We start from the raw sequence: 26,125 nt of genomic DNA, 5'->3' as shown, positions 1-26,125 counted from the left end.
TCGATAATCAAGTGCGCTCCCTCGCTGAGAGACAGAAAGGTTTACTTTAAAAAATCTCAAATACAATTCGTTATCATTTACAATAGCAATAGACATCGCGCCTAAAATCCGTATTCTATGCGCTGTAACATCATTCTCATTTATGTTTTGAGGTTAATTTTGAGCTTAAAACGCTACGCCACCTTCGCCTTAGCTTCGTTAGTCGTACATGCCATTATTGCACAGGCGATGGAGCCGCAAGATTTAACATTGGCGGTGGCTCCCACTCATCCAGGCCCTATTAGTGTGCAAATGGTCCCCACAGTGATTAAGGCGCCACCTGTCGTTGAGCCTGAGCCTATACCTGAGCCAGAGCCAAAACCTGAACCCAAACCTGAACCCAAACCTGAGCCAGAGCCAAAACCTGAACCCAAACCTGAGCCTAAGCCAGAGCCAAAACCTGTGCCTAAACCCGCGCCTAAGCCGGTTCCTAAACCCGAGCCCAAGCCACAACCTAAACCTAAACCTGTGCCTAAGCCTCAACCCACACCGGCACCAACACCTGAGCCTGCTCCTAAGCCACTCGTTAAAGAAGCGCCCAAAGCGCAACCTAAGGTGGCGAAAGACACTACGCCAAAGCGCATTGAGCAACCCAGCTTTAAGAGTAAGCCCGCTCCTATCGCCTACCCCATTCAAGCAAGACGGCGCGGCCAAGAAGGAACCGTGGTGGTTGAGGTGTGGTTAGACGAGCAAGGTCGACAAATTAAGCGGGTAGTGGCTAAGTCCTCTGGAGTGAGTGCACTTGATAACACCGCATTAAAAGGCATCGCTAAATATCGCTTTTCTGCCTATGTAGAAAATGGTCGTGCTATTGCTCACCGCGTTCATATTCCCATTCGTTTTAAATTGGATTAAATCATGTCATTTTTAAGTCAAGTACATCAACAATTAGGTCTAATGAGCTGGCCACTCATTTTATGCTCCATCATTACCGTCGCTATTTGGCTAGAGCGCAGTGTCAGCCTGTTGTGGATCAGTCTAAGAGGCGAACAAGCTAAGAAACAACTGCAGCAACAAGGCGGCAGTTACGCCACCGTAAAAGATGAACAGTCTAATTCCCTAATTTTGCGCGGTTGCAGCTTATTAGTGAGGCACCAAAGCTGTGATAAAGCGACTCGCGAAGACTTAGCCGGTGTCTGGCTACAACAGCAAAGGCGCAAACTGCACTCGGGCTTGCGAGTATTAACTTTAGTCGGCGTGATCAGCCCTTTATTGGGGTTATTAGGCACAGTGTTGGGCTTAATAGAAATGTTTAAAAGTATCGGCTTAAGCAGTGATCCTGTGACTCCTGCGCTCTTAGCAGATGGCCTAGGATTGGCCATGAGTACGACCGCGGCGGGCTTACTCATTGCGCTGCCCGCTATTGCTGGCGCTCAGCTTTTTGGCCTATGGGCAGATCGCCTACTCGACAAACTGACCGATGAATTAAACCAATGCAACTTGCAGTTAGAAGGGGTGCAGATAGGGGGGCGTCCATGATAGGTCGTCCGGAGTCTGGCCATTCGAGCTGGCGTACTTTAACACCCGATATTACGCCCTTATTAGACATTATTTTTATTGTACTGGTGTTTTTGCTGCTTACTGCCAATATTCCGCTGCAATCACTAGAAGTGGACTTGCCTAAAACAGATAGCGAAGCACTCGGCGCCATGGTTGAGACTAAGACCATGACCATTAATATGTTGGCCGGCAGTCCCGCATGGGCGCTAGATGGTCAAGAATATGCAGACTGGCAGCAGTTTAAACCCATATTAGTCGAGCATATTGATGCTTTAAAAGAAACCGACTTAGTCTTAGCTTCAGACAAAGACGTCACCGTAGATAGCATGCTTAAGTTGTTGGCCTTTTTACAAGAGCATAAAATTACGGCGACGCAAATCTTAATGGATGATGAGTAAGTTGTCTTAAGCGCCCAGCCAGAGAACCATACTTAACTTAATTGGCAAATAGGCTTAAATTAGCTCGCTCAATCACTGAGATGATGCGCTAAACGTGTGGTTTTCTTTAAGTGATGCGAGTGGCGTGGCGCTTAGCGACTCCCAAAGCTGGCTTTCCCCGCTCAGGCAAGTACCATATACGCCTGCATATTTTACTGACTGCTTACTTATTAACTAATAGTCAGCAAGCACTCGGTAGCTACTCTTTCTGAAATTTCAGGACACTATAGATATGGCTCAATTTGTTTACAGTATGAACCGCGTGGGCAAAGTGGTTCCGCCCAAGCGTCATATTCTAAAGAATATCTCTTTATCGTTTTTCCCTGGCGCTAAAATTGGGGTGCTGGGTTTAAACGGCGCCGGTAAGTCTACCTTGCTACGCATTATGGCCGGCCTAGACACAGAAATTGAAGGTGAAGCGCGTCCCCAGCCAGGTATTAATATTGGCTATTTACCGCAAGAGCCTAAGCTCAAGCCAGAGCAAACCGTACGCCAAGCTATAGAAGAAGCGGTATCAGAGGTCGCCGGCGCGCTAAAAGAGTTAGATGAAGTGTATGCCGCCTATGCCGAGCCGGATGCCGACTTTGATCAATTAGCCAAGCGCCAAGGCGAGCTAGAAGCCATTATTCAAGCCGGTGATGGCCATAATCTGGATAACCAACTAGAGCGTGCCGCCGATGCGCTGCGGTTACCACCGTGGGACGCCACCATAGATAAACTCTCAGGTGGTGAGCGTCGCCGGGTGGCGATGTGTCAGCTATTACTTGAAAAACCCGACATGCTGCTACTTGATGAACCCACTAACCACTTAGACGCCGAGTCTGTGGCTTGGTTAGAGCGCTTCTTACATGATTATGAAGGCACAGTGGTCGCCATTACTCACGACCGTTACTTCTTAGATAACGTCGCCGGTTGGATCTTGGAGCTGGACCGTGGTGAGGGTATTCCTTGGGAGGGCAACTACTCTTCTTGGTTAGAGCAAAAAGATGAGCGCTTATCTCAAGAGCAGTCTTCAGAAGCTGCCCGCCAAAAATCCATCCAAAAGGAATTGGAGTGGGTGCGTCAAAATCCTAAAGGTCGTCAGGCTAAGTCTAAGGCGCGTATGGCGCGCTTTGAAGAGTTGCAAAATCAAGACTTTCAAAAGCGTAATGAAACCAACGAGCTATTTATCCCACCCGGCCCGCGTTTAGGGGATCAAGTCATTGATGTAGCCAACTTAACGAAAAGCTACGGTGACCGCGTCTTAATTGATGACCTATCCTTTAGCATTCCTAAGGGCGCTATCGTGGGCATTATCGGCCCTAACGGCGCCGGTAAGTCGACCCTATTTCGCATGCTAACGGGCGCCGAACAACCAGACTCAGGCACTATTACCTTAGGTGAGTCGGTGCAACTGGCCTCAGTTGAACAGTTCCGCGACAGCATGGACGATAAAAAAACCGTTTGGGAAGAAGTGGCAGACGGTCAAGATATGCTGCGCATTGGCAACTTAGAAATTCCTAGCCGCGCTTATTTAGGTCGCTTTAACTTTAAAGGCATCGATCAGCAAAAACGCGTCGGTGAGTTATCGGGCGGTGAGCGCGGTCGTTTGCATATGGCAAAGCTGTTGCAATCAGGCGGCAACGTCTTATTACTGGATGAGCCGACTAACGACTTAGACATAGAAACACTGCGTGCGCTGGAAAATGCCATCTTGGAATTCCCAGGTTGTGCCATGGTCATCTCGCACGACCGTTGGTTTTTAGACCGTATTGCGACTCATATTTTAGATTATCAAGATGAAGGTAAAGTCGAATTCTTTGAAGGTAACTTCAGTGAATATGAAGACTGGAAAAAGAAAACCTATGGCGCCGAGTCAGTACAACCTAAGCGTATTAAGTACAAGCGAGTGACAAAGTAAGTCAATTGCCTTGTTTAAAAGCCCGCCCAGAGCGGGCTTTTTATTAAATAGTCATTGCCAACGACAAGGCTTGTCTTGGCCATGGGGTAAGCTGCTCGCAGTTTGGACAGAAGATCCAACACTAAATAAAATAATATCCAACACTAACAATAAAGAGTAAGCGCAATGTTTAAAAAATTAACCACTGTTTCTCTCGCTGTTGCTGCACTAGCCTGTGGTGGACAAGCCATGGCCGCCAACTATGTAGGCGGTAATATTTTAGCAAGCAAATATGATGAAGACCGCGGCGGCAGCGCCGACCTAGTGAGCCTGTATGGCCGTTTAGGTACTGAATTTTCTGAAAACTTCTCGGGTGAGCTGCGCTTAGGCACAGGCATCGACGACGATAATATTGGCCGTACCAAAATCGAACAAGACTTGTTTTATGGTGCTTATGTACGCGGTGGCATCCCACTAGGTGATGTGTTTTTCCCGTATGCCGTATTGGGCGTCACTCATACTAAGATCAAATACTCAGGCCCGTTTAACTCCTACACTAACTCTGGCAGCGATGTGTCTTTCGGGTTAGGTACAGATGTTCACTTAAATGCGAATACCGATCTTAATATCGAATACATGAGCTACTACGATAAAAATGATGTTTCTATCGACGGTTTCGCCGTGGGTGTGACTTATCGTTTCTAAGCTAGTTTGCTAATCATTTATTAGCATTTAAAACACCGCTTTATATTTTAATATAAAGCGGTGTTTTTTTATCATTACGCCTTAAATTCGCCCCCCGTAGGCCATGATGCTATTCTTGGCAGCCCTTAAGATGCATGAGCGTGAATACTGCAATGGACACCTATGCCGCACAGGCTAAATTTAGCGCCGCAGAGACGTGGTTGGGCTTTAAACAGTTGCTACCATTGTCTTTTTTTGTGGGCGCTTTCGGCTTAGCCTTTGGGTTAGCGGCGGCGCAAACCGGTTTAAGCGAGGTTGAAATTGCTTGGATGAGTGCCCTAGTTTTTGCCGGCACCTCCCAATTTGCCGCCCTAGATATGTGGGGGCTGCAAGTACCGCTCATGCCCTTAGTCATCACCACATTTGCTATTAATGCGCGCCACCTGTTAATGGGCGCGACTTTATACCCTTGGTTGCGCTACTTACCTCCGCTAAAGCGCTATGGCTTAATGCTATTTGCCTCCGATGCTAACTGGGCCATGGCCATGCAAAGTTTTTATAAAGGCGAGCGCGCCTTGGGGCTATTTTTTGGTGGTGGTTTAGCCATTTGGTCGTGCTGGATGTTAGGGACCGGTATTGGTTTGTATTTTGGCAGTGCCATTGAAGACCCAGTGAGCATAGGCCTAGATATGGTGCTGGGTTGTTTCTTGCTGGCCATGTTATTGGGCGGGCGAAAAGACAGTCGTACTTTGGTTATTTGGCTGGTCGCCGGCAGTTGCTCCATGTTGGCCTATTGGTGGCTACCTGCTAATAGTCATGTGGTAGTAGGCGCCTTATCGGGCGGCTTACTAGGCTCAATTTGGATGGAGAACAGCGCCTCTCCTACCTCTCATTTAGAAAAGCCTAAGCAGGACTCTCCATGACGCTCACCACTGCCGGTAACGGTACCTTATTAATTATTCTCGCAATGGCAATAGTGACCTTAGCGACCCGCTTAGGCGGCGTCTTTGTGATGTCATTTATCCCTTTTAATCAGCGAGTACATCAATTTATTACCGCCATGTCAGGCTCAGTACTGGTGGCTATTTTAACGCCCATGGCCATTCATGGAGATATTGGGGCCCGCGCCGCTTTATTGACCACGGCGCTCACCATGCTGTTACTTAAAAAGCAGCTACCGGCGATTACTGCGGGTATTATTGCCGCCGCCCTAAGTCGCCATTTCTTTTTACTGTAAGGTGTGGCGCACCCGTCATATTGCAAAAAATCGGCATTTACCGCGGACTATGACCTGCCTTTACTCTTCACTACAGGCTAAGGCTTTGGCGACCAGGGCAGTCACCTCGTCACTTAATGGCAACTCTAGCGCCGCCGCTTGACCAGAAGCAGACATTTTCCGCCAGGTTTTCTTGATAATACTCACTATCTTTTCTTCACTGTGGCGTTGGGCAAAGTCGGCCAAATAGTAGCGTAAAAAAACTAAACAAATAACATCTTCTAGTGCTTGTGCTTGAGGGTCTTGCTTAAGCTGCTTTTTTAATAATAAATTTTTCACTGTGCTTTGCTCAGCCAAGCTATAACCCACCTTGGCCATCAACTGCGCCGTTAACTCACCATGAAAGGCACCTAAGTCACTGCGCCATTGATGATAACCGGCTCTGTTCATGGGGTAACTGGCGCGCGCTATGCTCCAGCGTTTAATGTGTTGGGCCCGACAAGCAATTTGTAACAACTCATCGGCATTCGGCACAAAAGCCCTTTGTTGCTCAGTCATGCGCAGGCCATATAAGTATTCTTTAGGCCAGCTCTGGCCGTGCGCTAGTTCTTGATTAGGGTCTTGCTTATTCTCTTCATCGATTAGCGCTAGTACTTGGGCTAAACGACTAGTCGTATCTTGTGTCATTTTTTTCCTTAATCCATTTTTAAGCAGCCTTAACTCACCGCGTAAGCGCCACTGCCTCATTAAATACCCTTTGTTAGGCACCCTTTTTAACTCACCATTGTTACGTTAACGGCTATAAAAGCAAGTGACGACTGTGACTGAACATGACGCCTTAAGCATAAAAAAATGATTTATATATTGATGCATATCAAATGACACTATAAAATAGCGCCTAAGTTGCATTATAAATACACATTAAGAGGCGTTAATCATGCTCGATAGTCGCACCCGAGAAATCGTTAAAAGTACTGTTCCTTTGCTGGAGTCTGCTAACACTGCACTCACCCAGCATTTTTATCAGCGTATGTTTCGTGACAATCCCGAGCTGAAAGACGTATTCAACCTTAGTAATCAAGTATCTGGTCGCCAGCCCGCCGCTTTATTTAATGCCGTGCTCGCTTATGCTAAAAATATCGACAACCCCGCCGTCTTAGCCAGCGCCGTAGAGCGAATTGCCCAAAAGCACACCGGCTTTGCTATTACGCCAGCGCAGTACGATATTGTGGGTCACCATTTACTAGAAACCATTAAAGAATTAGCGCCCGATGCCGCCACGCCTGAAGTTATTGATGCTTGGGCACAAGCTTACGGCGCTTTAGCGGGCTTATTTATTGGCCGTGAAGAGCAGCTGTATCAGCAAAGCGAGCAAAAGATCGGCGGCTGGCGCGGTTATCGCGACTTTATTGTTAAAGATAAACAAGTAGAAAGTGCCGTGATCACCAGCTTCTTATTAGAGCCAAAAGATGGCGGTGCCGTGATGGACTTCTTGCCCGGCCAATATCTGAATTTACACTTAGTGAGCCCCAAATTGGCAAACAATGAATATCGCCAATACTCACTTTGCCAAGCACCAAATGGTAAAACCTACCGTATTGCCGTAAAACGTGAGCCCAATGGCGTGGCTTCTAACTTTATGCACGATGAAGTTCATGTGGGCGATAGCTTACAAGTATTGCCGCCATCGGGTGATTTTTTCATGGAAGTGGGTCCTGAAATCCCTGTGGTATTAATCTCAGGCGGTGTGGGTCAAACCCCCATGCGCGCAATGTTAGATCAATTAATTAAGCATAAGCACACGGCAGCTATTCATTGGTTACATGCTTGTGAAGATGGCACCCAGCATGCTTTCCAAAAAGATATTCAGGCCTTGCGCCAAGCTAATAGTAATTTAACTACGCATATTTGGTATCGCACCCCCGGTGAGCAAGACCAAGCCGCCGAGCATTATCATAGCGAAGGTTTTATGAATCTCAATCAGCTAAAAGACAGTATTACTACCCCTAATACCCACTATTATTTCTGTGGCCCGCTGCCCTTTATGGCCATGGTTAAAGAAACCTTAGTGGGCTGGGGTGTGAGTGATGACCGTTTGCACTATGAAGTGTTTGGCCCTCACGAAACTCTATAATCCAACCTAGATCCCAGTCTATTGTGGTTAAGGTTTACAGAGTTAGCGCACTGGTCTAAATAGAAGACTCCATCATTACTTTACGCCCCGCCCTTGAGCGGGGCGCAAAGGCACAGGGGTTTTTATGGACATTAATGCGCTACAAACACTGCTCTTCGTTCCTGCTAATCGGCCGGAGCGCTTTGATAAGGCATTAGCCAGTGGGGCCGATGCCATTATTATCGACTTAGAAGACGCGGTACCGGCCAGTGAAAAAGACGCGGCCAGCAGCGCCTTAAGTCAGTGGCTAGAAAGTCAGCCTGCCAATTCAGTCCTCATTCGCATTAATGGCACCGGTAGCCCTTGGTTTAGCCAAGATACCAGCGTGTGTCGCTCCCCTGCTGTTGCTGGCATCGTGGTCCCTAAAGTCGATAATCCTGAAGCCCTCACCGAACTGGCCCACCTTAGCGAAAAACCCCTACTGCCTTTTATTGAATCTGCATTGGCTTTTAGTCGCCTGAATGAATTGGCTCAAGTGCCTAACGTGGCGCGCCTATTATTTGGCAAATTAGATCTCGCTTTTGATTTAGGCATGGACTACCCACCACCTGCAGGTGAACCGCTTGATGAAACCGCTTTTTTATATGCTCGCAGTCAACTGGTGCTCTGCTCACGAGTGCATGGCTTAGGCGCCCCCATTGATGCGGTTTATACCGCTTTATATGATGCAAAAGGCTTAACCGATTATGCTCGCCAAGGGATGCGCTTAGGCTTTGGTGGCTTTTTATTAATCCACCCCGCTCAAGTGGCCCCCGCCAATAAAGCACTGACGCCTACTAGCGCGCAAATTTCTTGGGCCAAGCAGGTACTGGCCGCAGAGCAGCGAGAAAAAGGCGCGGTGGTCGCCGTGAGTGGTAATATGGTCGATATTCCTGTTATGGCTCGAGCAAAACGTATTATGGCTCAGCTGCCCTAACGCTGTGGGGGAAATAGCCTTGCCAAGCTATACGCCACATTTCCTCCACTGGCTATTTACAGATACACTCTTTCCCTAAGGGTATAAATTATTGTTTAACGAGCGGCAAAACCGCTCACGTTAGGGAGCCTGTATGCTGGTTAAGTTGTTACGTAATGGAATTGGTGGCGTGTGGCAGGTGGGCGATTTTATTACTCGCCCCAGTAAAATGCGCCGCTCTGAATCCGGCCAAGCCGAAGTAGATGCAGCCTGTGGCGAGCTGGCACTGTATCAACTGCCGCGCTGCCCGTTTTGTATTAAAGTGCGCAGAAATATGCACAAGCTGAATTTGCCTATCGAGAAACGTAACGTGACGCCAGGCTCGCCTTATAGAGAGGAATTGGCGGCAGGTGGCGGTCGGGTGAAGTCACCTTGTTTGCGTATTACCGAGCAGGGGGAAGTACGTTGGATGTATGAGTCAAACGACATTATTGCTTACTTAACCGAGCGCTTTGGCCACATTAAATAACCAGTAATGCTTAGCTTGCTTATAAAAACGAGGCGTAATCTTAAAATTACGCCTCGTTGCGGTTATTGGTTTTGCTTTTAGTTAATTAAAGTCTAAAGCCAAATCGCTCATTAATTAGTGTCTATGCTGCACATCGTGCGCGGCATCTTGCACGGCTTCTCCACCACGCTCTACGTCTTTGCCAGCGCCTGCAATTGTGTTGCACCCTGCCAAGCCGCCTACTAAGCCTGCGACCATTAAGACTGCCATTAATTTCTTCATCATGGTTTGTGAAAACATAATTTAGTCCTTCTTTGGGTGAGTCAACAATTTCAGTGTAGACCTAATTACCGAGCATAACGAGTCCCATTGAAAACAATAGGACTCATTTTGTCGCAAGTTAAATAAAAGCAAATGGCGGGCACATTAAAATAAGTACGATTACGCCATGAGAAGCTAGCCTAAGGCGGTTATGATAGTGGCCATTAATGTAGAGTCAGAGGCAAATGATGCTAGCAATATTTTGGCAGTTTCTTAAATTAGGGTGCGTTAGCTTTGGTGGTCCGGCGGCCCATATTGGTTATTTTCAGCGCCACTTTATCCAAAAATTGGGTTGGATCCCTCAAGATAGGTTTGCCTCTACACTCGCACTGTGTCAATTACTGCCCGGCCCTACTTCTAGCCAATTAGGTTTTGCACTGGGATATCAGCGTGGCGGCTTATGGGGCGCCATTGCCGCTTTTGTGGGTTTTACGCTGCCCTCTTTTTTATTAATGCTGGGTTTAGCGCTTGCTGGTAGCGCTTGGACTCATCAACCCGCCGCGCTCGCCATCGTCACTGGCCTTAAACTATTTGCGCTCGTAGTAGTAGCCGATGCCGTCTTATCCATGAGCAAGCAATTTTGTCGCCAACAAAGCACGCTTATTATCGCCGTGGTCAGTGCCGCTATATTATGGCTAGTACCCAGTTTTATAAGCCAAGTAGGGGTACTAATAATGGCCGCTTTACTGGGCGCTGTATTATTAAAAGCAGAGCCAAGAGAGCAGCCACTTCCTCTTACCATTAACTGGCCATTTATGGTGGCCTTTGGTGCGCTACTATTACTATTGCCGTTGTTAAGCCTCAGTGGTAGCGCCGCTATTTTTGCCGATTTTTACCAAGCAGGCAGTTTAGTATTTGGTGGCGGCCATGTGGTATTACCGTTATTACAAGATAGCTTGCCGGACTCGTTATCCAATTCGACTTTTCTCACTGGTTATGGCGCGGCACAAGCGATGCCTGGGCCTATGTTTAGCATGGCAAGCTTTTTAGGCGCCGAGCTTTATTCTGCAGCCCCCGTGGTGGGCGCTGTAGTAGCCACGTTTGGCATTTTTTTACCAGGCTTTTTACTGGTATTAGCGCTGCAAAATAGTTGGCAGGCGCTAGCAGATCGCCCATCTTTGGCAGGCGCCATACGTGGCATTAATGCCGCTGTAGTGGGGCTATTACTTTCAGCCCTTTATTACCCCGTTTTCACCAGCAGTATAAATAGCGGTGGCGCCTCGGCATTAGCCGCCGCTGCACTGGGTTTATTAGCACTGCGTACCTTACGCTGTCCCATACTGCTATTAATTCCCGCCTTTATGCTGCTGGGATTTTGGTTGTAGGCGAATGAGGAAAAAAATAGAAAGCGCTGAGCAGATAAACACAAAGCTTGCAAGTTTGGGCTACTCCTCACTTTACCCTTAATGAGGCTTAAAGCGCTTTAATCTTAAAGCGTTGCTTATTACAAACACACTGGATAACGCCATAGCACCGGCGGCCAGCATCGGCGAGAGTAAAATGCCAAAGGCGGGATACAAAATGCCGGCCGCCACCGGAATTAAGCAGGCATTATAGGCAAAGGCCCAAAACAAATTTTGGCGAATATTACGCAAAGTCGCATGACTCATCGCTAAGGCGTTAGGCACAGTACGTAAATCGCCACTCATTAACACCACTTCCGCGGCCTCAATGGCAATATCGGTGCCCGTGCCTATTGCTAAGCCTACCTCGGCTTCGGCCAGCGCCGGCGCGTCATTAATGCCATCTCCCACAAACGCCACAGCACCATATTGCTCACGCAAGGCTTTCACTGCCGCCACCTTCCCCTCAGGCAAGACCTCGGCTTTTACGGTATCTATGCCTAATTGCTTGGCAATAGCTTGGGCAGTATGGCGATTATCACCGGTGATCATGGCCACGCTTAAGCCCAACTTATGCAACGCATCAATGGCTTGGGGTGTGCCCTCTTTAATAGGATCTGCCACCGCAATGATGGCTGCCAGCTTGCCATCTATCGCTGCATACAAGGGGCTCTTACCTTCAGTGGCGAGCTGTTCGCCAGTAGCAAAAAATACGCTTAAGTCATAGCCTAATTGATTAAGGTAGCGATCGGCGCCCACTTCTACCTTGTGCCCGGCTACGTTAGCCACTACGCCCAAGCCCGATAGCGACTGAAAATCTGTGGGCTCTGCTAAAGTGAGTCCTCGCGCCTTGGCCGCTGCGACTATGGCCTTGGCAATGGGATGCTCTGAGTGTTGCTCTACTGCGGCAACCAGCGCCAACACGCTGTCATCACCCGCGTCTGCAAACGCTGAGCTAAGTTGTAAGTCGGTAAGCTCAGGCTGACCTTTAGTGAGCGTGCCCGTTTTATCCAGCGCCACCACTTGGGTATCACGTAAGCTTTGCAGTGCTTGGCCTTTGCGAAACAGCACGCCTAACTCGGCGGCGCGCCCAGTGCCCACCATAATGGAGGTGGGTGTTGCTAAGCCCATGGCACAAGGACAGGCGATAATCAGCACCGCCACCCCATTAATTAAGGCATAACTTAAACTTGGCCCTAACCATAACCAGACCACAAAGGTCAGCACGGCCACCGCCATCACTATCGGCACAAACACCGCGGTCACCTTATCGACTAAGGCTTGAATGGGCAATTTAGCGCCTTGGGCTTGTTCAACCATACGAATTATTTGTGCTAATAAGGTATCTTGCCCCACCTTAGTGGTGAGCATCGTTAAGGCGCCGTTTTTATTAATAGTGCCACCCACTAGCGCATCGCCAGCGGTTTTTTCTACCGGCACCGGCTCGCCGGTCAACATAGACTCATCCACATAAGACTGTCCCGTTTGCACTGTGCCATCTAGCGGAATTCGCTCCCCAGGGCGTACTAATAAGCAATCTCCCACCTGCACCTGATTTAAGGGCACCTCTGTGGTTTGACCGTCTTTTTGTAAGCGCGCGCTCTTTACTTGTAACTTTACTAAGCCTTGAATCGCCTCACCGGTGCGCCCTTTGGCTCTAGCTTCTAAGAAGCGGCCCAATAAGATCAAGGTGACGATCACCGCCGCCGCCTCAAAATAGACATGCTGACTGGCCCGCGGCAACAGATCTTTGGCAAATAACACCAACATCGAAAAGCCCCACGCCGATAAACTACCCAAGGCTACCAAAGAGTTCATATCTGGCGCTCGACGCCATAAGGCAGGAATACCCGTGGTTAAAAAACGTCGCCCAGGCCCTAGCAACACCAAGGTAGTGAGCAGCCCTTGAATACTCCAGTTCAGTGTTTGGCCTAAGGTTGCCTCAAGCCACGACGCCATGCCGGGGATCAGATGACTGCCCATTTCCAAAATAAATACCGGCAGCGTGAGCATCAGCGCCCAGCTAAAGTCGCGTTTAAGGTGGTGCTGCTCCACTGCTCGGCGCTCATTATCTTCATCACGCTGGGAAGCACTAGCAGCAGTGATGGGCGTAGCTTCATAGCCCGCCTGTTTAATGGCCGCCACTAACTGCGCTTCGTCTACATTGCCACTCAACACGCTTACCTGCGCACTTTCTGTGGCTAAATTAACGCTAGCGGTCATTACGCCGGGCAGGCGTAATAGCGCCTTTTCGACTCGCCCTACACAAGAAGCACAGCTCATGCTAATAATAGTTAGCTCATACTCTTGAGTGGCCACCTTATAGCCAGCCTTGTTAATGGCTGCAATTAGGCTACTCACTGGAGTAGCTAAGCTCGCCGTCACTTGAGCTTTTTCGCTGGCTAAATTAACGCTGGCCGCCGACACGCCCGCGGTCTTAAGCAAAGCTTGCTCGACACGACGTACGCAAGAGGCACAGCTCATGCCACTAATAGCTAGTTGCAGCTGTTGTTCAGCAGATTGAGAAAGGTGAAGGCTCGCCATAGATAAGATCCTTAGTAAGACAGGTGTGGCATTCATAGCTCAAGCCTAAGGCTTACCATGGGGGTAAGGTCAAGGTGTGCAGAGCAGCGCCGAGCGACATTAAATAAGTAACACTATTTGCCAAGAAATACAGGAAAGAATAAGGAACAATTTTGAAAGGAGCTTAAGTCATTAATGCCAAGCACAGACCAATACTAAACACGTTTAGTAATAAATAAGCGTTTATCACTCGTCGAACTTATCTCGGCTTAATTTTTTGTGGGTTTTGTGGCAACCCCATCATTAGTCTTTGGCTTGGCGGGATTATGCATCATTTTTTTGCGAGAGCTGCTCTAGGATGGCGCAGTGGGAGCTTTCATCGCCAGAGCAAGCAAAAATCATATTTTTTAAGGTGGTTTGCATGGCAGCAAGCTCGGTCATCTTATGCTCCACCTCTGCCAAATGTTGCTGGGCTACCTGTTTAACGGCACGACTGGCCCGCTTAGGGTTTTGCCAAAGACTGAGTAAGTCGTGGATTTGGGCCATAGAAAAGCCTAATACTCGCGCTTGGCGAATAAAGGTGAGCACCTCAATATGCTGCATATCGTATTGCCGATAGCCCGCCTCAGTACGCGCTACCGACGTTAACAGCTGAATGTCTTCATAATGGCGGATCATCTTGGCCGATAAACCACTTAAGCGCGCCGCCTCACCTATGTTCATGGCTTGCTCCCTAAATAATAATGAGGGGTGAGGAGTAAGGCACATATAAGCCACTGACAGGCTGGGCTTTACCTCACTCATTGCCGCTCACACCTCACTGCATGTTAATTATCGCTAATGGTAGGTGGGTAGCCTGCTTCAGTCAGGGCATTAATTAACTGCTGAGGCGTGTTATGACTATTCACCGTGATTTGATGATTAAGTAAGTCAAACTCAATCTCACAGTTTTCATCAACGGCCGTTAACGCTTCACTGATGGCACTCACACAGTGGCCGCAGGTCATATCTGGAATGGTAAATTCAATCATGTCACTTTCCTTTAATCAGTTAGGTTATTGATGGCTAGAATTTACTTAATTTAGTCTAAGGTATCTAGCTGACTATTTTTAGGCCATAGCTGCTCCATCACCAGTGCGATTAAGGTGCCCGTAAGCAAGCCATTACCCAGCAAATATTGCGCTAAACCCGGCCAGTGAGCATACAGCTCTGATGGCAAGAACATACAGCCTACACCTAATAATACCGTCACTCCTAAAATAGTGCCGGAGCGTTGATCTAGGGGATACTTAGTGAGTAATTGAAAGGCCAGTAATACCAGTTTAATAAAGGCTGCGAGCAAGGCCGCGTTTGCCACCGGGGCGGGCAAGAGCGATAAAAAATCCACCGCCGCTGGAAATAAGCTGACTACTGCCAGTAAAACACACGCCAAAATAAACGGCGCCCGCCTTTGATCTCCCGTTAATTGGATAAAGCCGGCCGTAATCGGTAGAGGCACTACCGCAATCGTCGACAAACCGCCGGCCATAATATGACTAATTCCCGAGGCAAAGCTGCTGCGATTAAGTGCCTCCTTCATGCTGGGTTGAGGGCCTTTCACGACCGTAGAAATAGCGGTCACCGCTGCCACTTGATTAGATATTAACAGCAGAGAAAATAATACCGCCACCACCAACATGCCTAAATCTAGCTTAGGCGCACCAAAAGCAAATAAGTCAGGTAGCTGTATCATAGCGTCGTGACTGGGGGTACTCGCGGCGTTTAAGCCAAACAGCGCAAAGGCGCCCCAACCAAACACAATCCCCATTAATACCGCATAGGTACGCACTAACGCATGGCGACTAAAAGAACACAGTAAGCCCCCCGTAAACACCATTAACCCTATTAGGGCCACCGGTATCGTCATCACGCCAGATTGAGGGTCGGTAACCATACCGCGCACAAAGACCCCAGAAAGCTGGATCACTAACAGCAGCATAAAGCAGCCCGTGACTAAGGGCGTAAATAAAAACAATAAGCGATGGGTTTGGCGAGCAATGCCCAGTACTAACATAATGACGCCCGCGACTAATACGCCGCCGGCCAGTAAGCGCAATATCTCGCCGCCTTCATGGCCTTGATCTCGGCCGATATACGCCATGACCACAAAGACGATAGCCCACGAGCCAGCGGGGCCATCTGCCACCGGATACCGGTGGCCAAGAGTGATTTGTACTAACGAGCTTAAGCCCACTAATAACAAAGTACGTTGCATTAAACCGGCAATCTCAGCGCTATCTAAGCCAAAGGCTTGCCCTAAAATAATGGGCAAGGCTAAGGCATTAGCTAATAAAAAAATAAACCACTGGCTGACACTCAAGCCCCAGCCAAAACGAGATTGCATAACTAAACTCCCACTAAAAAAATAATGGCTCGCTTTCGCGAACGTAAAAAATAACTCGCTTATGCCTTACCAAGCACCTCGCTGCCCCCAAAATAATCTGTCCTTAATAAGGAGCAATCTCTTGATCCCAAAATAAAATAGGGGGCAAGCTTAGGCAAAATACAGTAGAATACGCCGCCTTCTTGGTGCTAGCGCACTAGAGTATCGCCCTGACGGCGCAGGCGGTTTGGTAAAGGCGATGCTAAGCGTCGCTTTTACCAAACCCCCCAAACGATCGTAAAGGATTGAAAAATCATGGAAACTGCTCGCCCCATTCGCCGTGCTCTTCTGAGCGTGTCTGACAAAGCCGGCATTATCGATTTTGCCCAAGGCTTACATGCTCGCGGTGTTGAATTATTATCAACCGGAGGCACCGCCCGACTTTTGGCTGAGAATGGCCTCCCCGTTACTGAGGTGTCTGATTATACAGGCTTTCCTGAAATGATGGATGGCCGAGTTAAAACCTTGCACCCTAAAGTACACGGCGGCATCTTGGGGCGTCGTGGTACAGATGACACCATTATGGCCGAGCACCAGATTGCACCTATCGACATGGTGGTTGTTAATCTTTATCCCTTTGCTAATACCGTCGCTAATGCCGATTGCACCTTAGAAGATGCCATTGAAAATATCGATATTGGCGGACCGACTATGGTACGTGCCGCTGCTAAAAATCACAACGATGTCGCGATAGTGGTTAACAGCCAAGATTATGCACGCTTACTCAGTGAAATGGATGCGGGTAATAACAGCCTAACTCAAGCCACCCGCTTTGATTTAGCCATCGCCGCCTTTGAGCACACCGCCCAATATGATGGCATGATTGCCAACTACTTTGGCACCATGGTTCCGGCTTACCATGGCGTCAGTGAAGGCTCGGCGTTTCCACGCACCATTAATTATCAATTCACTAAAAAGCAGGATTTACGCTACGGTGAAAATAGCCACCAGAATGCCGCTTTTTATGTAGAAAATATCCTTGATGAAGCCTCGGTGGCCAGCGCGACTCAGCTGCAAGGCAAAGAATTATCATTTAATAATATTGCCGACACCGATGCCGCACTCGAGTGTGTAAAAGAATTTTCGGCACCTGCCTGTGTCATTGTTAAGCACGCCAACCCCTGTGGCGTGGCACTGGGTGATAGCCTGCTGCAAGCCTATGAGCGCGCCTTTCAAACCGACCCCACCTCAGCCTTTGGCGGCATTATCGCCTTTAACCGCGAACTGGATGCTGACACCGCAAAAGCCATAGTGGATCGCCAGTTTGTGGAAGTCATTATTGCGCCTAGCGTATCCGATGCGGCACAAGCCATAGTGGCTGAGAAGAAAAACGTGCGTTTATTAGTCTGTGGCCAGTGGACAAGCAAAACCAATACCTTAGATATTAAACGCGTCAATGGCGGCATTTTAGTACAAGACCGCGACCAAGGTAATATTGGCTTAGATGACTTAAAAGTGGTCAGCAAACGCCAACCCACCGCCGCCGAATTAGAAGATTTATTATTCTGCTGGAAAGTCGCCAAGTACGTGAAATCTAACGCTATCGTTTACGCCAAAGGCGCACAAACCATAGGCGTAGGTGCCGGCCAAATGAGCCGCGTTTACTCCGCTAAAGTCGCAGGTATAAAAGCGGCCGATGAAGGCTTACAAGTAGCTGGTTCAGTAATGGCCTCCGACGCTTTTTTCCCGTTTCGCGATGGCATAGATGCCGCTGCTGCCGCCGGTATTAGCTGTGTTATTCAGCCTGGTGGCTCTATGCGTGACGAAGAAGTGATCCAAGCCGCCGACGAGCATGGCATGACCATGGTCTTTACCGGCATGCGCCACTTTCGCCATTGATGAGAAGCTAGGGCTTAACCGCAAACAAGATCCCTAGCGACTATCAAGTGCTTTACTAATTTTGAGGAGCAACATTGATGAAAGTATTAATCATAGGTGGTGGCGGTCGTGAGCACGCATTAGCTTGGAAAGCGGCGCAATCAAAACAGGTGACTCAGGTGTTTGTGGCGCCTGGTAACGCAGGCACCGCATCTGAGCCAAATTTAACTAACGTCGACCTTAGCGCTACCGATATTCAAGGCTTATTGGCGTTTGCTAAGCAAGAGCAAGTTGGCCTCACTATCGTTGGCCCAGAAGCGCCGTTAGTCGCCGGTGTAGTGGATGCTTTTGAAGCCGAACACTTAACCATCTTTGGCCCCAGTGCCGACGCCGCACAGTTGGAAGGCTCAAAGGCCTTTAGTAAAGATTTTTTAGCGCGCCAGCGTATTCCCAGTGCCCAGTATCAAAACTTTACCGAAGTGGAGCCCGCAATCGCTTACCTGCGAGAAAAAGGCGCACCTATCGTGGTAAAAGCCGATGGTTTAGCGGCCGGTAAAGGCGTGATTGTCGCCATGACATTGAGCGAGGCCGAAACCGCGGTGCGCGATATGTTATCGGGCAACGCCTTTGGTGAAGCGGGCAATCGCGTGGTGATTGAGGAATTTTTAGAAGGCGAAGAAGCCTCTTTTATCGTCATGGTCGATGGTGAGCACGTATTGGCCATGGCCACCAGCCAAGACCATAAGTGCGTTGGCGACGGCGACACCGGCCCTAATACCGGCGGCATGGGTGCTTATAGCCCAGCACCGGTGGTGACCGATGAAATTCATGCTCGCATCATGGAACAAGTTATTATGCCCACCGTGCGGGGCATGGCTGCTGAGGGTAATACCTACAAAGGCTTCTTATATGCGGGGCTAATGATCGATAACACGGGTCAGCCTAAAGTCATTGAGTTTAACTGTCGCTTTGGCGACCCAGAAACTCAGCCCATCCTAATGCGCTTACAATCTGACTTAGTTGAGCTGTGCTTAGCCGGCTGTCAGGGTAAGCTGAACACCGTTAGCGCCGAGTTTGACCCGCGACCTGCGGTCGGTGTGGTGTTAGCTGCAGGTGGCTACCCGGCTGATAACTATCGTAAATTTGATGTGATCACCGATATTCCCGCCGAAACTGCACTCACTAAAACATTTCACGCAGGTACTGCGATGCAAGTGGGAAACTTGGTGACCTCAGGTGGACGAGTATTATGTGCTACCGCGCTTGGCAATACCGTAACCCAAGCCCAAGCCAATGCCTATCAGGTGGCTCGTCAAATTAAAGGGCAAGGGCTGTTTTATCGCCACGATATTGCCTATCGCGCTATTGAGCGAGAACAGGCTAAGCAATAACCGCACCTTGTAAGCCGCCTCTTAGGCGGCTTTTTTTATAGCAGAGATACTGATACGCGCTTTTAAGCAGAATGTAGAACTGTCATCTACGCTTGTAAGTGCGATCGCGCTTTGTCTAAAGAGCGTGAGTTATTTCAAATGCTTACATCAAGGAGGTTTTATGACGACTAGCCACAAGGTATTTCGACAATCCTTACTGAGCTTAGGCCTGAGTGTTGTGCTGAGTGCGCCGCTGATGGCCGCTCCTATCCAAACCAGTGATAGCGATGAGGGCGAGATCCTTACCAACGATGCCGGCATGAGCTTATATGTGTTTGATAAAGACGAGGCAGGGGTAAGTAACTGTAACGATAAGTGTGCCGAGAATTGGCCGCCACTTGCCGCAAGTAAAGAAGATAAAGCCGACGGCGATTACGACATTATTAAACGCGCCGACGATAGCTTACAGTGGAGCTATCAAGACCAGCCTTTATATTTATGGAAAGAGGATAAATCCCCCGGCGATATCTCAGGGGATGGTAAGTTTGATGTGTGGCATTTAGCCACCCCTTAACCACTACACTTCTAAAGCACCGCCGCCCGCTATCAACACTAAGGGCGGCGTTTTCGTTAAGGACTTAAAAAATTATTTTTAACCAGCTTAACGACTTCGTCCATTCGCCCACTTAACACGGCTTTAGCCGAATATAAGGTCGTGCCCGCCACCTGACCGGCCTCAATTTTTGGCGGCATAACCAGCTCTACTGGATTCACTTTTACATCTAATAACGCGGGCCCGTCTTGGGCTAATAATTCCCTTAAGCCCTGCTCAAGCTCATGCTTATATTCTATTTTTCGCCCCCACATGCCCAAGGTTTGGGCCATAGCGCCAAAGTCAGGATTAACCAAGTCGGTAAAAGCAGATAATAAGCCCTCGACCTTTTGCTCAAGCTCTACAAAACCTAATGATGCGTTATTAAAGACAATGATTTTTACCGGGATATTTTCTTGGACTAGGGTCAATAAATCCCCAAGCAACATGCTAAGGCCGCCATCACCACACATAGCAATAACTTGGCGCTGAGGGTACGCCTTGGCAATGCCCAACGCTTGAGGATAGGCATTGGCCATAGTGCCATGTAATAAACTGCCTAAGGTACGGCGGTGTTCATGACTAAAAATATGGCGCAGCATCCAGACCATAGGACTACCGCCATCGGCAGTAAAAACGGCGTCTTTAGCAGCCATCTGATCTAGCGCATAGGTCAGCTCTTGAGGATGAATTAAAGTATCTTTATCAGAGTGCTGGCAGGCTTTATCAAGGGCGTCTTGGTATAAGTGACGACATTTATCTAACCAGGCTGTATCTGGCTTAGCTTCCAGTTTATCCACGAGTGTCGCGCAGGTGTCACGCACACTGCCCACTACCCCTAACTCTATGGGATGGCGCAGGCCAATTTTTCCAGGATCTATATCCACTTGAATAATAGTGGCCTCCTCGGGATAAAACTGGGTCCAAGCAAAACTGCAACCTAGCAACAATAAGGTATCGCATTTAGTGAGCGCATGAAAACCGCCCTCAAGGCCAAAGACACCGGTCATGCCCACACCATAGGGATTATCATATTCGATAAAGTCCTTCGCCCTTGAGGTCCAGGCCACAGGAGCATTTAACTTTTTTGCCACTGCCAGCACTTGCTCGCGGGCATTATGACAACCAAAGCCGGCATAAATAGCGACTTTTTTACCCTTGTTAATACGCTCGGCCACCGCCTCTAATTCAGCCTCACTGGGCAGCACCCGAGGATTAAAAACATGACTGCGCCACGGCAAAGCAGTGTCGGGTTTTTGGGTGAAAATATCTCCGGGTACAATAATTACCGCCACTCCCCCGAGAGCCAGTGCTTTTTGAGCGGCAATCGCCGTGAGACGTTGTGCTTGCTCAGGGTTGACCAAGGTTTCACAAAACACACTGTATTGTTCGAAGATTTTTTGCTGATCCACATCTTGTGGAAATCCTACGCCCATATCAGCGGTAGACACTTGGGAGGCAATAAACACCACAGGTGCACCATTGCGGTGCGACTCAAACAGTCCATTTACAAAGTGCAAACTGCCTGGTCCACAGGTGCCGGCGCACACACTTAAATGATGAGTCATGCAGGCTTCGCCGCCGGCGGCAAAGCCTCCCACCTCTTCATGGCGAACGTGCACCCATTCCATGTCGCTTCGCCGAATGGCGTCGGTGAGGTGGTTAATAGTATCGCCAACCACGCCATAACAGCGCTTAGCACCGGCTTCTAACAAGACCTCTACCATGACTTCTGCAACGTTAGCACTCATCATTTTCTCCTGTGGGTTAATAAGGCGCCTTCTTAGCGCACTGTTTTACTCCTAAAGTATCTCTGTCATTCTCGGGATTGTTCTGACTAATCAGCGCTTAATGGTAAAAAGAGCCCCTAAGGGCTCTTTTATTTATAGTTGTTCAGCTAGCCACTTAGCAAAGTTTGGCAACGCGCCTAAGTGGGGTAATAACGTTAAGGTAAGCTGTGGATATTGCTCGCGCTTTTCATGTACCACCGAGGGTAAGTCTTCCACTACATGGCGCCCTTGCGCTAAAAAGTAGGGAAAAATCTTGATATCACTGGCCCCTGCTGCCACTTGGCTATCAATGGCCTGCGCTAAAGACGGCTCGGCTAACTCCCAAAAAGCATGCCCCATAATGTCAAATCGCTCACCTAAGGCATGAGTCACACTCGCAGAAAAATCTGCTATTTCTTGATTAGCAAGCTCACGACGGCTGCCATGTGCCACTAAAATAAAGCCTTTCATCTACTCTTACCCTCTTAAAGACAATCTGACTAAAAATATCATTGTTTACTAAACTTGCTGGTGCAATATCTGTGGTACTTGCCCAGCAAGCACATCAACGCAGTAATCCCAGCTAGCAATACGATAATGTTGAATATCCTCGTCTAAATACACCCCTTGGCTTTGCTGATGAAACCAAATTAAAAATCGCGAAGGCGTAACTAAATAAATTTGAATATCGGAGTCACTATCATCTTCGTCAGCCATAAAATCTAGCGTTTCAGCGCCTTCTAGCACGCGATAGCCAAAAATATGATCAAATTGCAGCTGATAAACTACCAGTGGCGGCGTATTAACTTGTACGGGCATACCCATAGAGAGTCGCAGCTTACCGGTCCACACATCTTGGTAAACCTCTGTCACCATTAGTCCTGTGGTTAAACCACAAGCACCCGACCAAGGTGTGGTCATTTGTCGAACGGTATTGGCTTCCATAGCGCCTCCTACAAAGGAAACAGGCAAGGATTAGTTATAACAAGCTTATATGAAGAGGGGCAAGTCGTAAGTAACGAGGAGTAAAACCATAAAAAAACCCGACCTAAGTCGGGTTTAAGAAACTTACTTAATCGCGTCTTTTAACGCTTTGCCTGCTACAAAAGCAGGCACATTCGCCGCCGCAATCTGAATTTCTGCGCCGGTTTGTGGGTTACGACCGGTGCGCGCAGCACGATGGTTCACTTTAAAGGTACCAAAGCCCACCAGTTGCACTGGGTCACCTTCTTTGAGGCTTTGGGTAATTCCACTAAGTACTTCTTCCAGCGCAGCCTTGGCCTGTGCCTTATTTAAATCTGCCTTAGCGGCAATTGCTTCTACAAGCTGAGTCTTATTCATAAGGGATCCTTTCTCACTTGGCATTAAGTGGTTGCCCACTCTATTCAAATTTAGGCCTCAAGCAAAGCCTTTGTATCAAGGGCTAACATCAAGTGCCGTTGTTTTGTGCAGTTCTTACTAAAAACGTCACATAATTCCCTGCTATCACGTCCTAGCTGCTGACATAAGGGCTAGATAGGGCTCGCCAATTAATTAAAAAGCAGTGGCTAAGCGTTGCATAAGCACCTCTGTCAGCATAACTGAGCGAACAATAAGCTACTAGGGAACAGGCCAACCTGTGCTCAAAATTATGCGCTGTGTCATTCAAATCCGTCAATTTTCGACTTTACGCGCCCCTTAATACCCCCAGACGAGTTTATTTAGCCTTAGCGACTAAGTCTTTAATCACCACACTAGAGTCGTAACGGCCAAAACCTTGAGCGAGTAACTGCTCATAGACTTGGTACACTTGCTCAGTCAGCGGCAAGCTTAAGCCTTGCTGCTTGGCTTCATCTAAACAAATACCTAAGTCTTTATGCATCCATTGTGCGGCAAAACCAAAATCAAACTTATCATCACTCATAGTTTGCGCACGATTTTCTAGCTGCCAGCTTTGCGCGGCGCCGCCGGCTAATACGTCAATCAGAGTCGGTATATCAAGCCCAGCTTTATTTGCAATCATCAAGCCCTCGGCAATGCCTTGCACCGCGCCGATAACACAAATTTGATTCACCATCTTACAACGCTGTCCTGCCCCTACCGGCCCTAAACGGGTAACTTTCTTACCATAAGCGCTAAGGACGGGAGCCGCTTCATTAACCTCATTTTCATCGCCGCCGATCATAATGGTTAAGGCGCCATTTTCTGCCCCTAGTTGCCCACCTGATACCGGCGCATCAATAAAGCGCAAGCCCAGCTTTTGTGCCGCCGCCGACAGCTCTTCTGCCAAGCTCGCCGAGGTGGTGGTGTGATCCACTAATAGGGCACCTTTTTTCATACCGGCAAACACACCCTCCTCGCCGTAGACTACGGAGCGTACGTCATCGTCATTGCCCACACACACCATCACTATGTCTGCCTCTTTGGCCGCCGCCGCTGGCGTATCGGCAAAGGTGCCACCTTGCGCTTGTGCCCAAGCCTGCGCTTTTTCTAAGCTGCGGTTATAAACACACACTTGATGGCCGGCTTGTTGTAAATGCGCCGCCATTGGAAAGCCCATTACGCCTAAGCCAATAAATGCCAACTTCATTACTCTCACTCCTAAATTGAAATAAAATATCGCACCTAGCTGAAACTAATAACGCTAACACTGTCTATTAGGCGGGTACGCTTGGGGGTTGCAAGAGACATGCAAAACGGGTTAATAACATCTGCTTTTTACTGAGATACCGGTTTTTTTTGTAAAATCCGCTGTAGCGTACGCCGGTGCATATTGAGCGCACGTGCAGCAGCAGAAATGTTGCCTTCATGCTGTTGCAGCACAAACTGTACATACTCCCAAGATTGCTTGCGCACCGAGGGCTGAAATGCCACCCAAGCAAGCGCCTCTTGTGGCTCAAGCTCCCAAGGACCAAAGGCCGCCAGTAGCGTATCCACATCTGCAGGCTTGGGTAAATATTGCGACGCTCCCAATTTTACTGCACTCACCGCCGTACTAATGCTGGCATAACCCGTTAATACCACAATAGGCACCTTAGGAAAGCGCGCCAATAGCGCAGGCAACAATTGTAAACCGCTTTCGCCATCTAAATTTAAGTCTAAGATAATACCTTGCAAAGGAGCCGTGGTGGCCAATGCGCTAGCGCTATCTGGCACCCACAGTAAATTAAGATCACGCCGCGCAAAGCCACGCATTAACAGCTGGCCAAAGGTAGCATTATCATCGATTAATAAAAAAGACGCTGCATTTTGGCTGTTAGGCTGTTGTTCACTCATGACTCATTCCCTTGTTCCTATCAGCAGGCTCAGCGATGCACAGCGGCAACTGAATATGGGCATGTACACCCCCGCGGGATTATTACGCAGCGTTAAACTGCCCTTAAGCCGCGAAAAAGTAGCATGTGCCAGCCACACCCCCATGCCAAGCCCTGTGGTTTTTTCTGAGTCTTGCTGATTGAGGCCCGCTTGGGCAAGTTGTTCATCACTTAAATGCCCTTGGCGATTATAAATATCTAAATACAGTTGCGGCTGCAGCTCATGGTGCTCAATACGAGTCACTAACTCCACCTTGTTATTTCCTGCATCGGCGGCATTATCTAAGATATTCAATAATGCTGACCAAAATAAATTATCTAACCAAACACAAATATCACAGTCAGCATCGTTTGCTTGCCAAGCTAATTCGGCATCGGGGCGCAAGTTAGTCCAGCGAGCCAAATACACCCGCAGCTGTTGATAAAAATAAACGGGCTTCAGTCGCGACTCAGCTTGGTGCTTTAACTGCCATAGCACTTGGCGACACAACTCCAGCTGTTGATGTAACAGCGTTAAATGCTGCTGCCCCTGTGCACTTAAGTGCGGCTCACAGCTTAATTCTTCGCTCAACAAAAATAAATTACTCAGCGGGGTAGAGAACTGATGAGCAAGACTTGCCGACTCCAAGCCCAGTAGTAAAAATTGCTCCTGCTCTTGCTGCTTTTGATAAGCCTGCTGTAATAATTGCTCTTTAGTCGCCAATAAGCGCATTAACCAAGAAACAGTACCTGTGATCAAGACGGCAGATAAACTAAAAGTTAACCACATCCCCAACAAATGTAAGTTAAATAAGCCCGACTCCGTAGGCGCGCCATGAGCCACATGAAGATCGCTGATCATGGGTTTAAACCAATAAAACAAGCCTAAATAACTGAGCATGGTGCTGGCTACACAGCCCCAAGCAAAAGCCGCTCGGCAAGTAATGGCAGCGATTAATAGCGGAAATAAATACAAAGCCACGGCAGGATTCATGGCGCCACCACTAAAATAGATAATGGCGGTAAGCAATATAATATCACTCACCAATGCCACTTCTTTCAAATAAGCAAGGTGGCGACGGTAGTATCCTAGAGCCGTGATCACGCCATTACTAAGTAACAGCAACAGTAACAGCCCCAGCAACTCCCAGCTTAAAATCGGTAGTAACACCCAATCGGTAAATAATAAGGCGCAGCTTAAGGCAATAAAAAATAACCAGCGCACGCTCAGCACAAAAGTTAAGGGCCCAACCATGGGCCAACTGCCTAATTCAACTTGTTGGAGTGCACTAAGAAAGAGAGGGAGGGGCAGCCTTGGCATAGGGGTTCCTTGATTAAATTATCTCTGCCAGCTTATCAGGCTA

General features: G+C 48.4%; 27 protein-coding genes. 14 read left to right on the top strand and 13 right to left on the bottom strand.

Annotated features, from left to right (window positions below; genetic code table 11):
* The first annotated feature begins 159 nt into the window (after nt 1–159).
* From CBP12_RS13480 to CBP12_RS13245, 7 genes are all read left to right on the top strand, one after another.
* Nucleotides 160–894 (top strand): energy transducer TonB, encoded by a 735-nt coding sequence (locus CBP12_RS13480; protein ID WP_157420117.1) that lies wholly within the window; start codon nt 160–162, stop codon nt 892–894.
* A 3-nt stretch (nt 895–897) separates the two neighbouring features.
* Nucleotides 898–1,518, top strand: a complete 621-nt coding sequence (locus CBP12_RS13270) for a MotA/TolQ/ExbB proton channel family protein (RefSeq protein WP_086965169.1) — start codon at nt 898–900, stop codon at nt 1,516–1,518.
* Nucleotides 1,515–1,937 (top strand): ExbD/TolR family protein, encoded by a 423-nt coding sequence (locus CBP12_RS13265; protein ID WP_086965167.1) that lies wholly within the window; start codon nt 1,515–1,517, stop codon nt 1,935–1,937. Before CBP12_RS13270 ends, CBP12_RS13265 begins: the two co-directional genes overlap by 4 nt.
* Nucleotides 1,938–2,208: 271 nt before the next feature.
* Nucleotides 2,209–3,876 (top strand): energy-dependent translational throttle protein EttA, encoded by a 1,668-nt coding sequence (gene ettA / locus CBP12_RS13260; RefSeq protein ID WP_086965165.1) that lies wholly within the window; start codon nt 2,209–2,211, stop codon nt 3,874–3,876.
* A gap of 165 nt (nt 3,877–4,041) precedes the next feature.
* On the top strand, nt 4,042–4,560 hold the full coding sequence (locus CBP12_RS13255) for a porin family protein (RefSeq protein WP_086965163.1): 519 nt from the start codon (nt 4,042–4,044) through the stop codon (nt 4,558–4,560).
* A gap of 140 nt (nt 4,561–4,700) precedes the next feature.
* Nucleotides 4,701–5,462: an AzlC family ABC transporter permease gene (locus tag CBP12_RS13250; RefSeq protein WP_232455092.1), complete on the top strand. Its 762-nt coding sequence runs from the start codon at nt 4,701–4,703 to the stop codon at nt 5,460–5,462.
* On the top strand, nt 5,459–5,776 hold the full coding sequence (locus CBP12_RS13245) for an AzlD family protein (RefSeq protein ID WP_086965160.1): 318 nt from the start codon (nt 5,459–5,461) through the stop codon (nt 5,774–5,776). Before CBP12_RS13250 ends, CBP12_RS13245 begins: the two co-directional genes overlap by 4 nt.
* 60 nt (nt 5,777–5,836) lie before the next feature.
* Here the strand turns inward: CBP12_RS13245 and CBP12_RS13240 are convergent, their stop codons facing one another.
* Nucleotides 5,837–6,442: a DUF4202 domain-containing protein gene (locus CBP12_RS13240; protein WP_086965158.1), complete on the bottom strand. Its 606-nt coding sequence runs from the start codon at nt 6,440–6,442 to the stop codon at nt 5,837–5,839.
* A gap of 250 nt (nt 6,443–6,692) precedes the next feature.
* On the opposite strand from CBP12_RS13240, the gene hmpA reads away from it, so the two are divergent.
* The 3 genes from hmpA to CBP12_RS13225 all read left to right on the top strand — a co-directional run bounded on the left by hmpA (nt 6,693) and on the right by CBP12_RS13225 (nt 9,352).
* Complete coding sequence (gene hmpA / locus CBP12_RS13235) at nt 6,693–7,889, top strand: NO-inducible flavohemoprotein (RefSeq protein ID WP_086965156.1); 1,197 nt, start codon at nt 6,693–6,695, stop codon at nt 7,887–7,889.
* Between the two features lie 124 nt (nt 7,890–8,013).
* The gene (locus tag CBP12_RS13230) at nt 8,014–8,844 is read left to right on the top strand and encodes an HpcH/HpaI aldolase/citrate lyase family protein (RefSeq protein ID WP_086965154.1); all 831 of its coding nucleotides are present in this window, start codon (nt 8,014–8,016) and stop codon (nt 8,842–8,844) included.
* Between the two features lie 133 nt (nt 8,845–8,977).
* Nucleotides 8,978–9,352 carry a glutathione S-transferase N-terminal domain-containing protein gene (locus tag CBP12_RS13225; RefSeq protein ID WP_086965152.1) on the top strand — a complete coding sequence of 125 codons (375 nt, stop codon included), beginning with the start codon at nt 8,978–8,980 and terminating at the stop codon, nt 9,350–9,352.
* Nucleotides 9,353–9,466: 114 nt separating this feature from the next.
* Here CBP12_RS13225 and CBP12_RS13220 read toward each other — a convergent pair whose 3' ends face one another.
* Nucleotides 9,467–9,631: an entericidin A/B family lipoprotein gene (locus CBP12_RS13220; RefSeq protein ID WP_232455091.1), complete on the bottom strand. Its 165-nt coding sequence runs from the start codon at nt 9,629–9,631 to the stop codon at nt 9,467–9,469.
* Nucleotides 9,632–9,840: 209 nt separating this feature from the next.
* Here CBP12_RS13220 and chrA point away from each other — a divergent pair, with 209 nt between their 5' ends.
* Nucleotides 9,841–10,977 (top strand): chromate efflux transporter, encoded by a 1,137-nt coding sequence (gene chrA, locus CBP12_RS13215; protein ID WP_086965601.1) that lies wholly within the window; start codon nt 9,841–9,843, stop codon nt 10,975–10,977.
* A 78-nt stretch (nt 10,978–11,055) separates the two neighbouring features.
* On the opposite strand, the gene CBP12_RS13210 is transcribed toward chrA, so the two are convergent.
* From CBP12_RS13210 to CBP12_RS13195, 4 genes are all read right to left on the bottom strand, one after another.
* Nucleotides 11,056–13,539, bottom strand: coding sequence for a heavy metal translocating P-type ATPase (locus CBP12_RS13210; protein ID WP_086965150.1), 2,484 nt, complete (start codon nt 13,537–13,539; stop codon nt 11,056–11,058).
* Nucleotides 13,540–13,842: 303 nt separating this feature from the next.
* On the bottom strand, nt 13,843–14,322 hold the full coding sequence (gene cueR / locus CBP12_RS13205) for a Cu(I)-responsive transcriptional regulator (protein ID WP_232455090.1): 480 nt from the start codon (nt 14,320–14,322) through the stop codon (nt 13,843–13,845).
* A gap of 23 nt (nt 14,323–14,345) precedes the next feature.
* Nucleotides 14,346–14,549 carry a heavy-metal-associated domain-containing protein gene (locus tag CBP12_RS13200; protein ID WP_086965148.1) on the bottom strand — a complete coding sequence of 68 codons (204 nt, stop codon included), beginning with the start codon at nt 14,547–14,549 and terminating at the stop codon, nt 14,346–14,348.
* A 50-nt stretch (nt 14,550–14,599) separates the two neighbouring features.
* Complete coding sequence (locus tag CBP12_RS13195) at nt 14,600–15,901, bottom strand: purine/pyrimidine permease (protein ID WP_086965146.1); 1,302 nt, start codon at nt 15,899–15,901, stop codon at nt 14,600–14,602.
* Between the two features lie 294 nt (nt 15,902–16,195).
* Between CBP12_RS13195 and purH the strand changes: the two genes are divergently transcribed.
* The 3 genes from purH (at nt 16,196) to CBP12_RS13180 (ending at nt 19,702) form a co-directional block, all read left to right on the top strand.
* A complete protein-coding gene (gene purH, locus CBP12_RS13190) occupies nt 16,196–17,779 on the top strand; it encodes a bifunctional phosphoribosylaminoimidazolecarboxamide formyltransferase/IMP cyclohydrolase (RefSeq protein WP_086965144.1) in 1,584 nt (527 codons plus the stop codon).
* A 77-nt stretch (nt 17,780–17,856) separates the two neighbouring features.
* Nucleotides 17,857–19,149, top strand: a complete 1,293-nt coding sequence (purD, locus tag CBP12_RS13185; protein ID WP_086965142.1) for a phosphoribosylamine--glycine ligase — start codon at nt 17,857–17,859, stop codon at nt 19,147–19,149.
* A gap of 160 nt (nt 19,150–19,309) precedes the next feature.
* Nucleotides 19,310–19,702, top strand: a complete 393-nt coding sequence (locus CBP12_RS13180) for a COG4315 family predicted lipoprotein (protein WP_086965140.1) — start codon at nt 19,310–19,312, stop codon at nt 19,700–19,702.
* A gap of 56 nt (nt 19,703–19,758) precedes the next feature.
* Here CBP12_RS13180 and CBP12_RS13175 read toward each other — a convergent pair whose 3' ends face one another.
* From CBP12_RS13175 to CBP12_RS13145, 7 genes are all read right to left on the bottom strand, one after another.
* The gene (locus CBP12_RS13175; protein ID WP_198341822.1) at nt 19,759–21,474 is read right to left on the bottom strand and encodes a thiamine pyrophosphate-dependent enzyme; all 1,716 of its coding nucleotides are present in this window, start codon (nt 21,472–21,474) and stop codon (nt 19,759–19,761) included.
* Nucleotides 21,475–21,603: 129 nt separating this feature from the next.
* Nucleotides 21,604–21,960, bottom strand: coding sequence for a sirohydrochlorin chelatase (locus tag CBP12_RS13170; RefSeq protein ID WP_086965136.1), 357 nt, complete (start codon nt 21,958–21,960; stop codon nt 21,604–21,606).
* A 48-nt stretch (nt 21,961–22,008) separates the two neighbouring features.
* Nucleotides 22,009–22,434: a hypothetical protein gene (locus tag CBP12_RS13165; protein WP_086965133.1), complete on the bottom strand. Its 426-nt coding sequence runs from the start codon at nt 22,432–22,434 to the stop codon at nt 22,009–22,011.
* A 123-nt stretch (nt 22,435–22,557) separates the two neighbouring features.
* Entirely contained in the window at nt 22,558–22,830 is a 273-nt protein-coding gene (gene hupA, locus CBP12_RS13160; RefSeq protein ID WP_086965131.1) for a nucleoid-associated protein HU-alpha, read from the bottom strand.
* A 355-nt stretch (nt 22,831–23,185) separates the two neighbouring features.
* Nucleotides 23,186–24,058 (bottom strand): NAD(P)-dependent oxidoreductase, encoded by an 873-nt coding sequence (locus CBP12_RS13155; RefSeq protein WP_086965129.1) that lies wholly within the window; start codon nt 24,056–24,058, stop codon nt 23,186–23,188.
* A gap of 128 nt (nt 24,059–24,186) precedes the next feature.
* The gene (locus CBP12_RS13150) at nt 24,187–24,744 is read right to left on the bottom strand and encodes a response regulator transcription factor (RefSeq protein WP_086965127.1); all 558 of its coding nucleotides are present in this window, start codon (nt 24,742–24,744) and stop codon (nt 24,187–24,189) included.
* 3 nt (nt 24,745–24,747) lie between these two features.
* The gene (locus tag CBP12_RS13145) at nt 24,748–26,082 is read right to left on the bottom strand and encodes a histidine kinase (protein WP_086965125.1); all 1,335 of its coding nucleotides are present in this window, start codon (nt 26,080–26,082) and stop codon (nt 24,748–24,750) included.
* Between the last annotated feature and the right edge of the window lie 43 nt (nt 26,083–26,125).

This window comes from Oceanisphaera avium, from assembly GCF_002157875.1.
Classification (GTDB): Bacteria; Pseudomonadota; Gammaproteobacteria; order Enterobacterales; family Aeromonadaceae; genus Oceanimonas; species Oceanimonas avium.
This window is presented reverse-complemented; position numbering and strand designations above follow the sequence as displayed.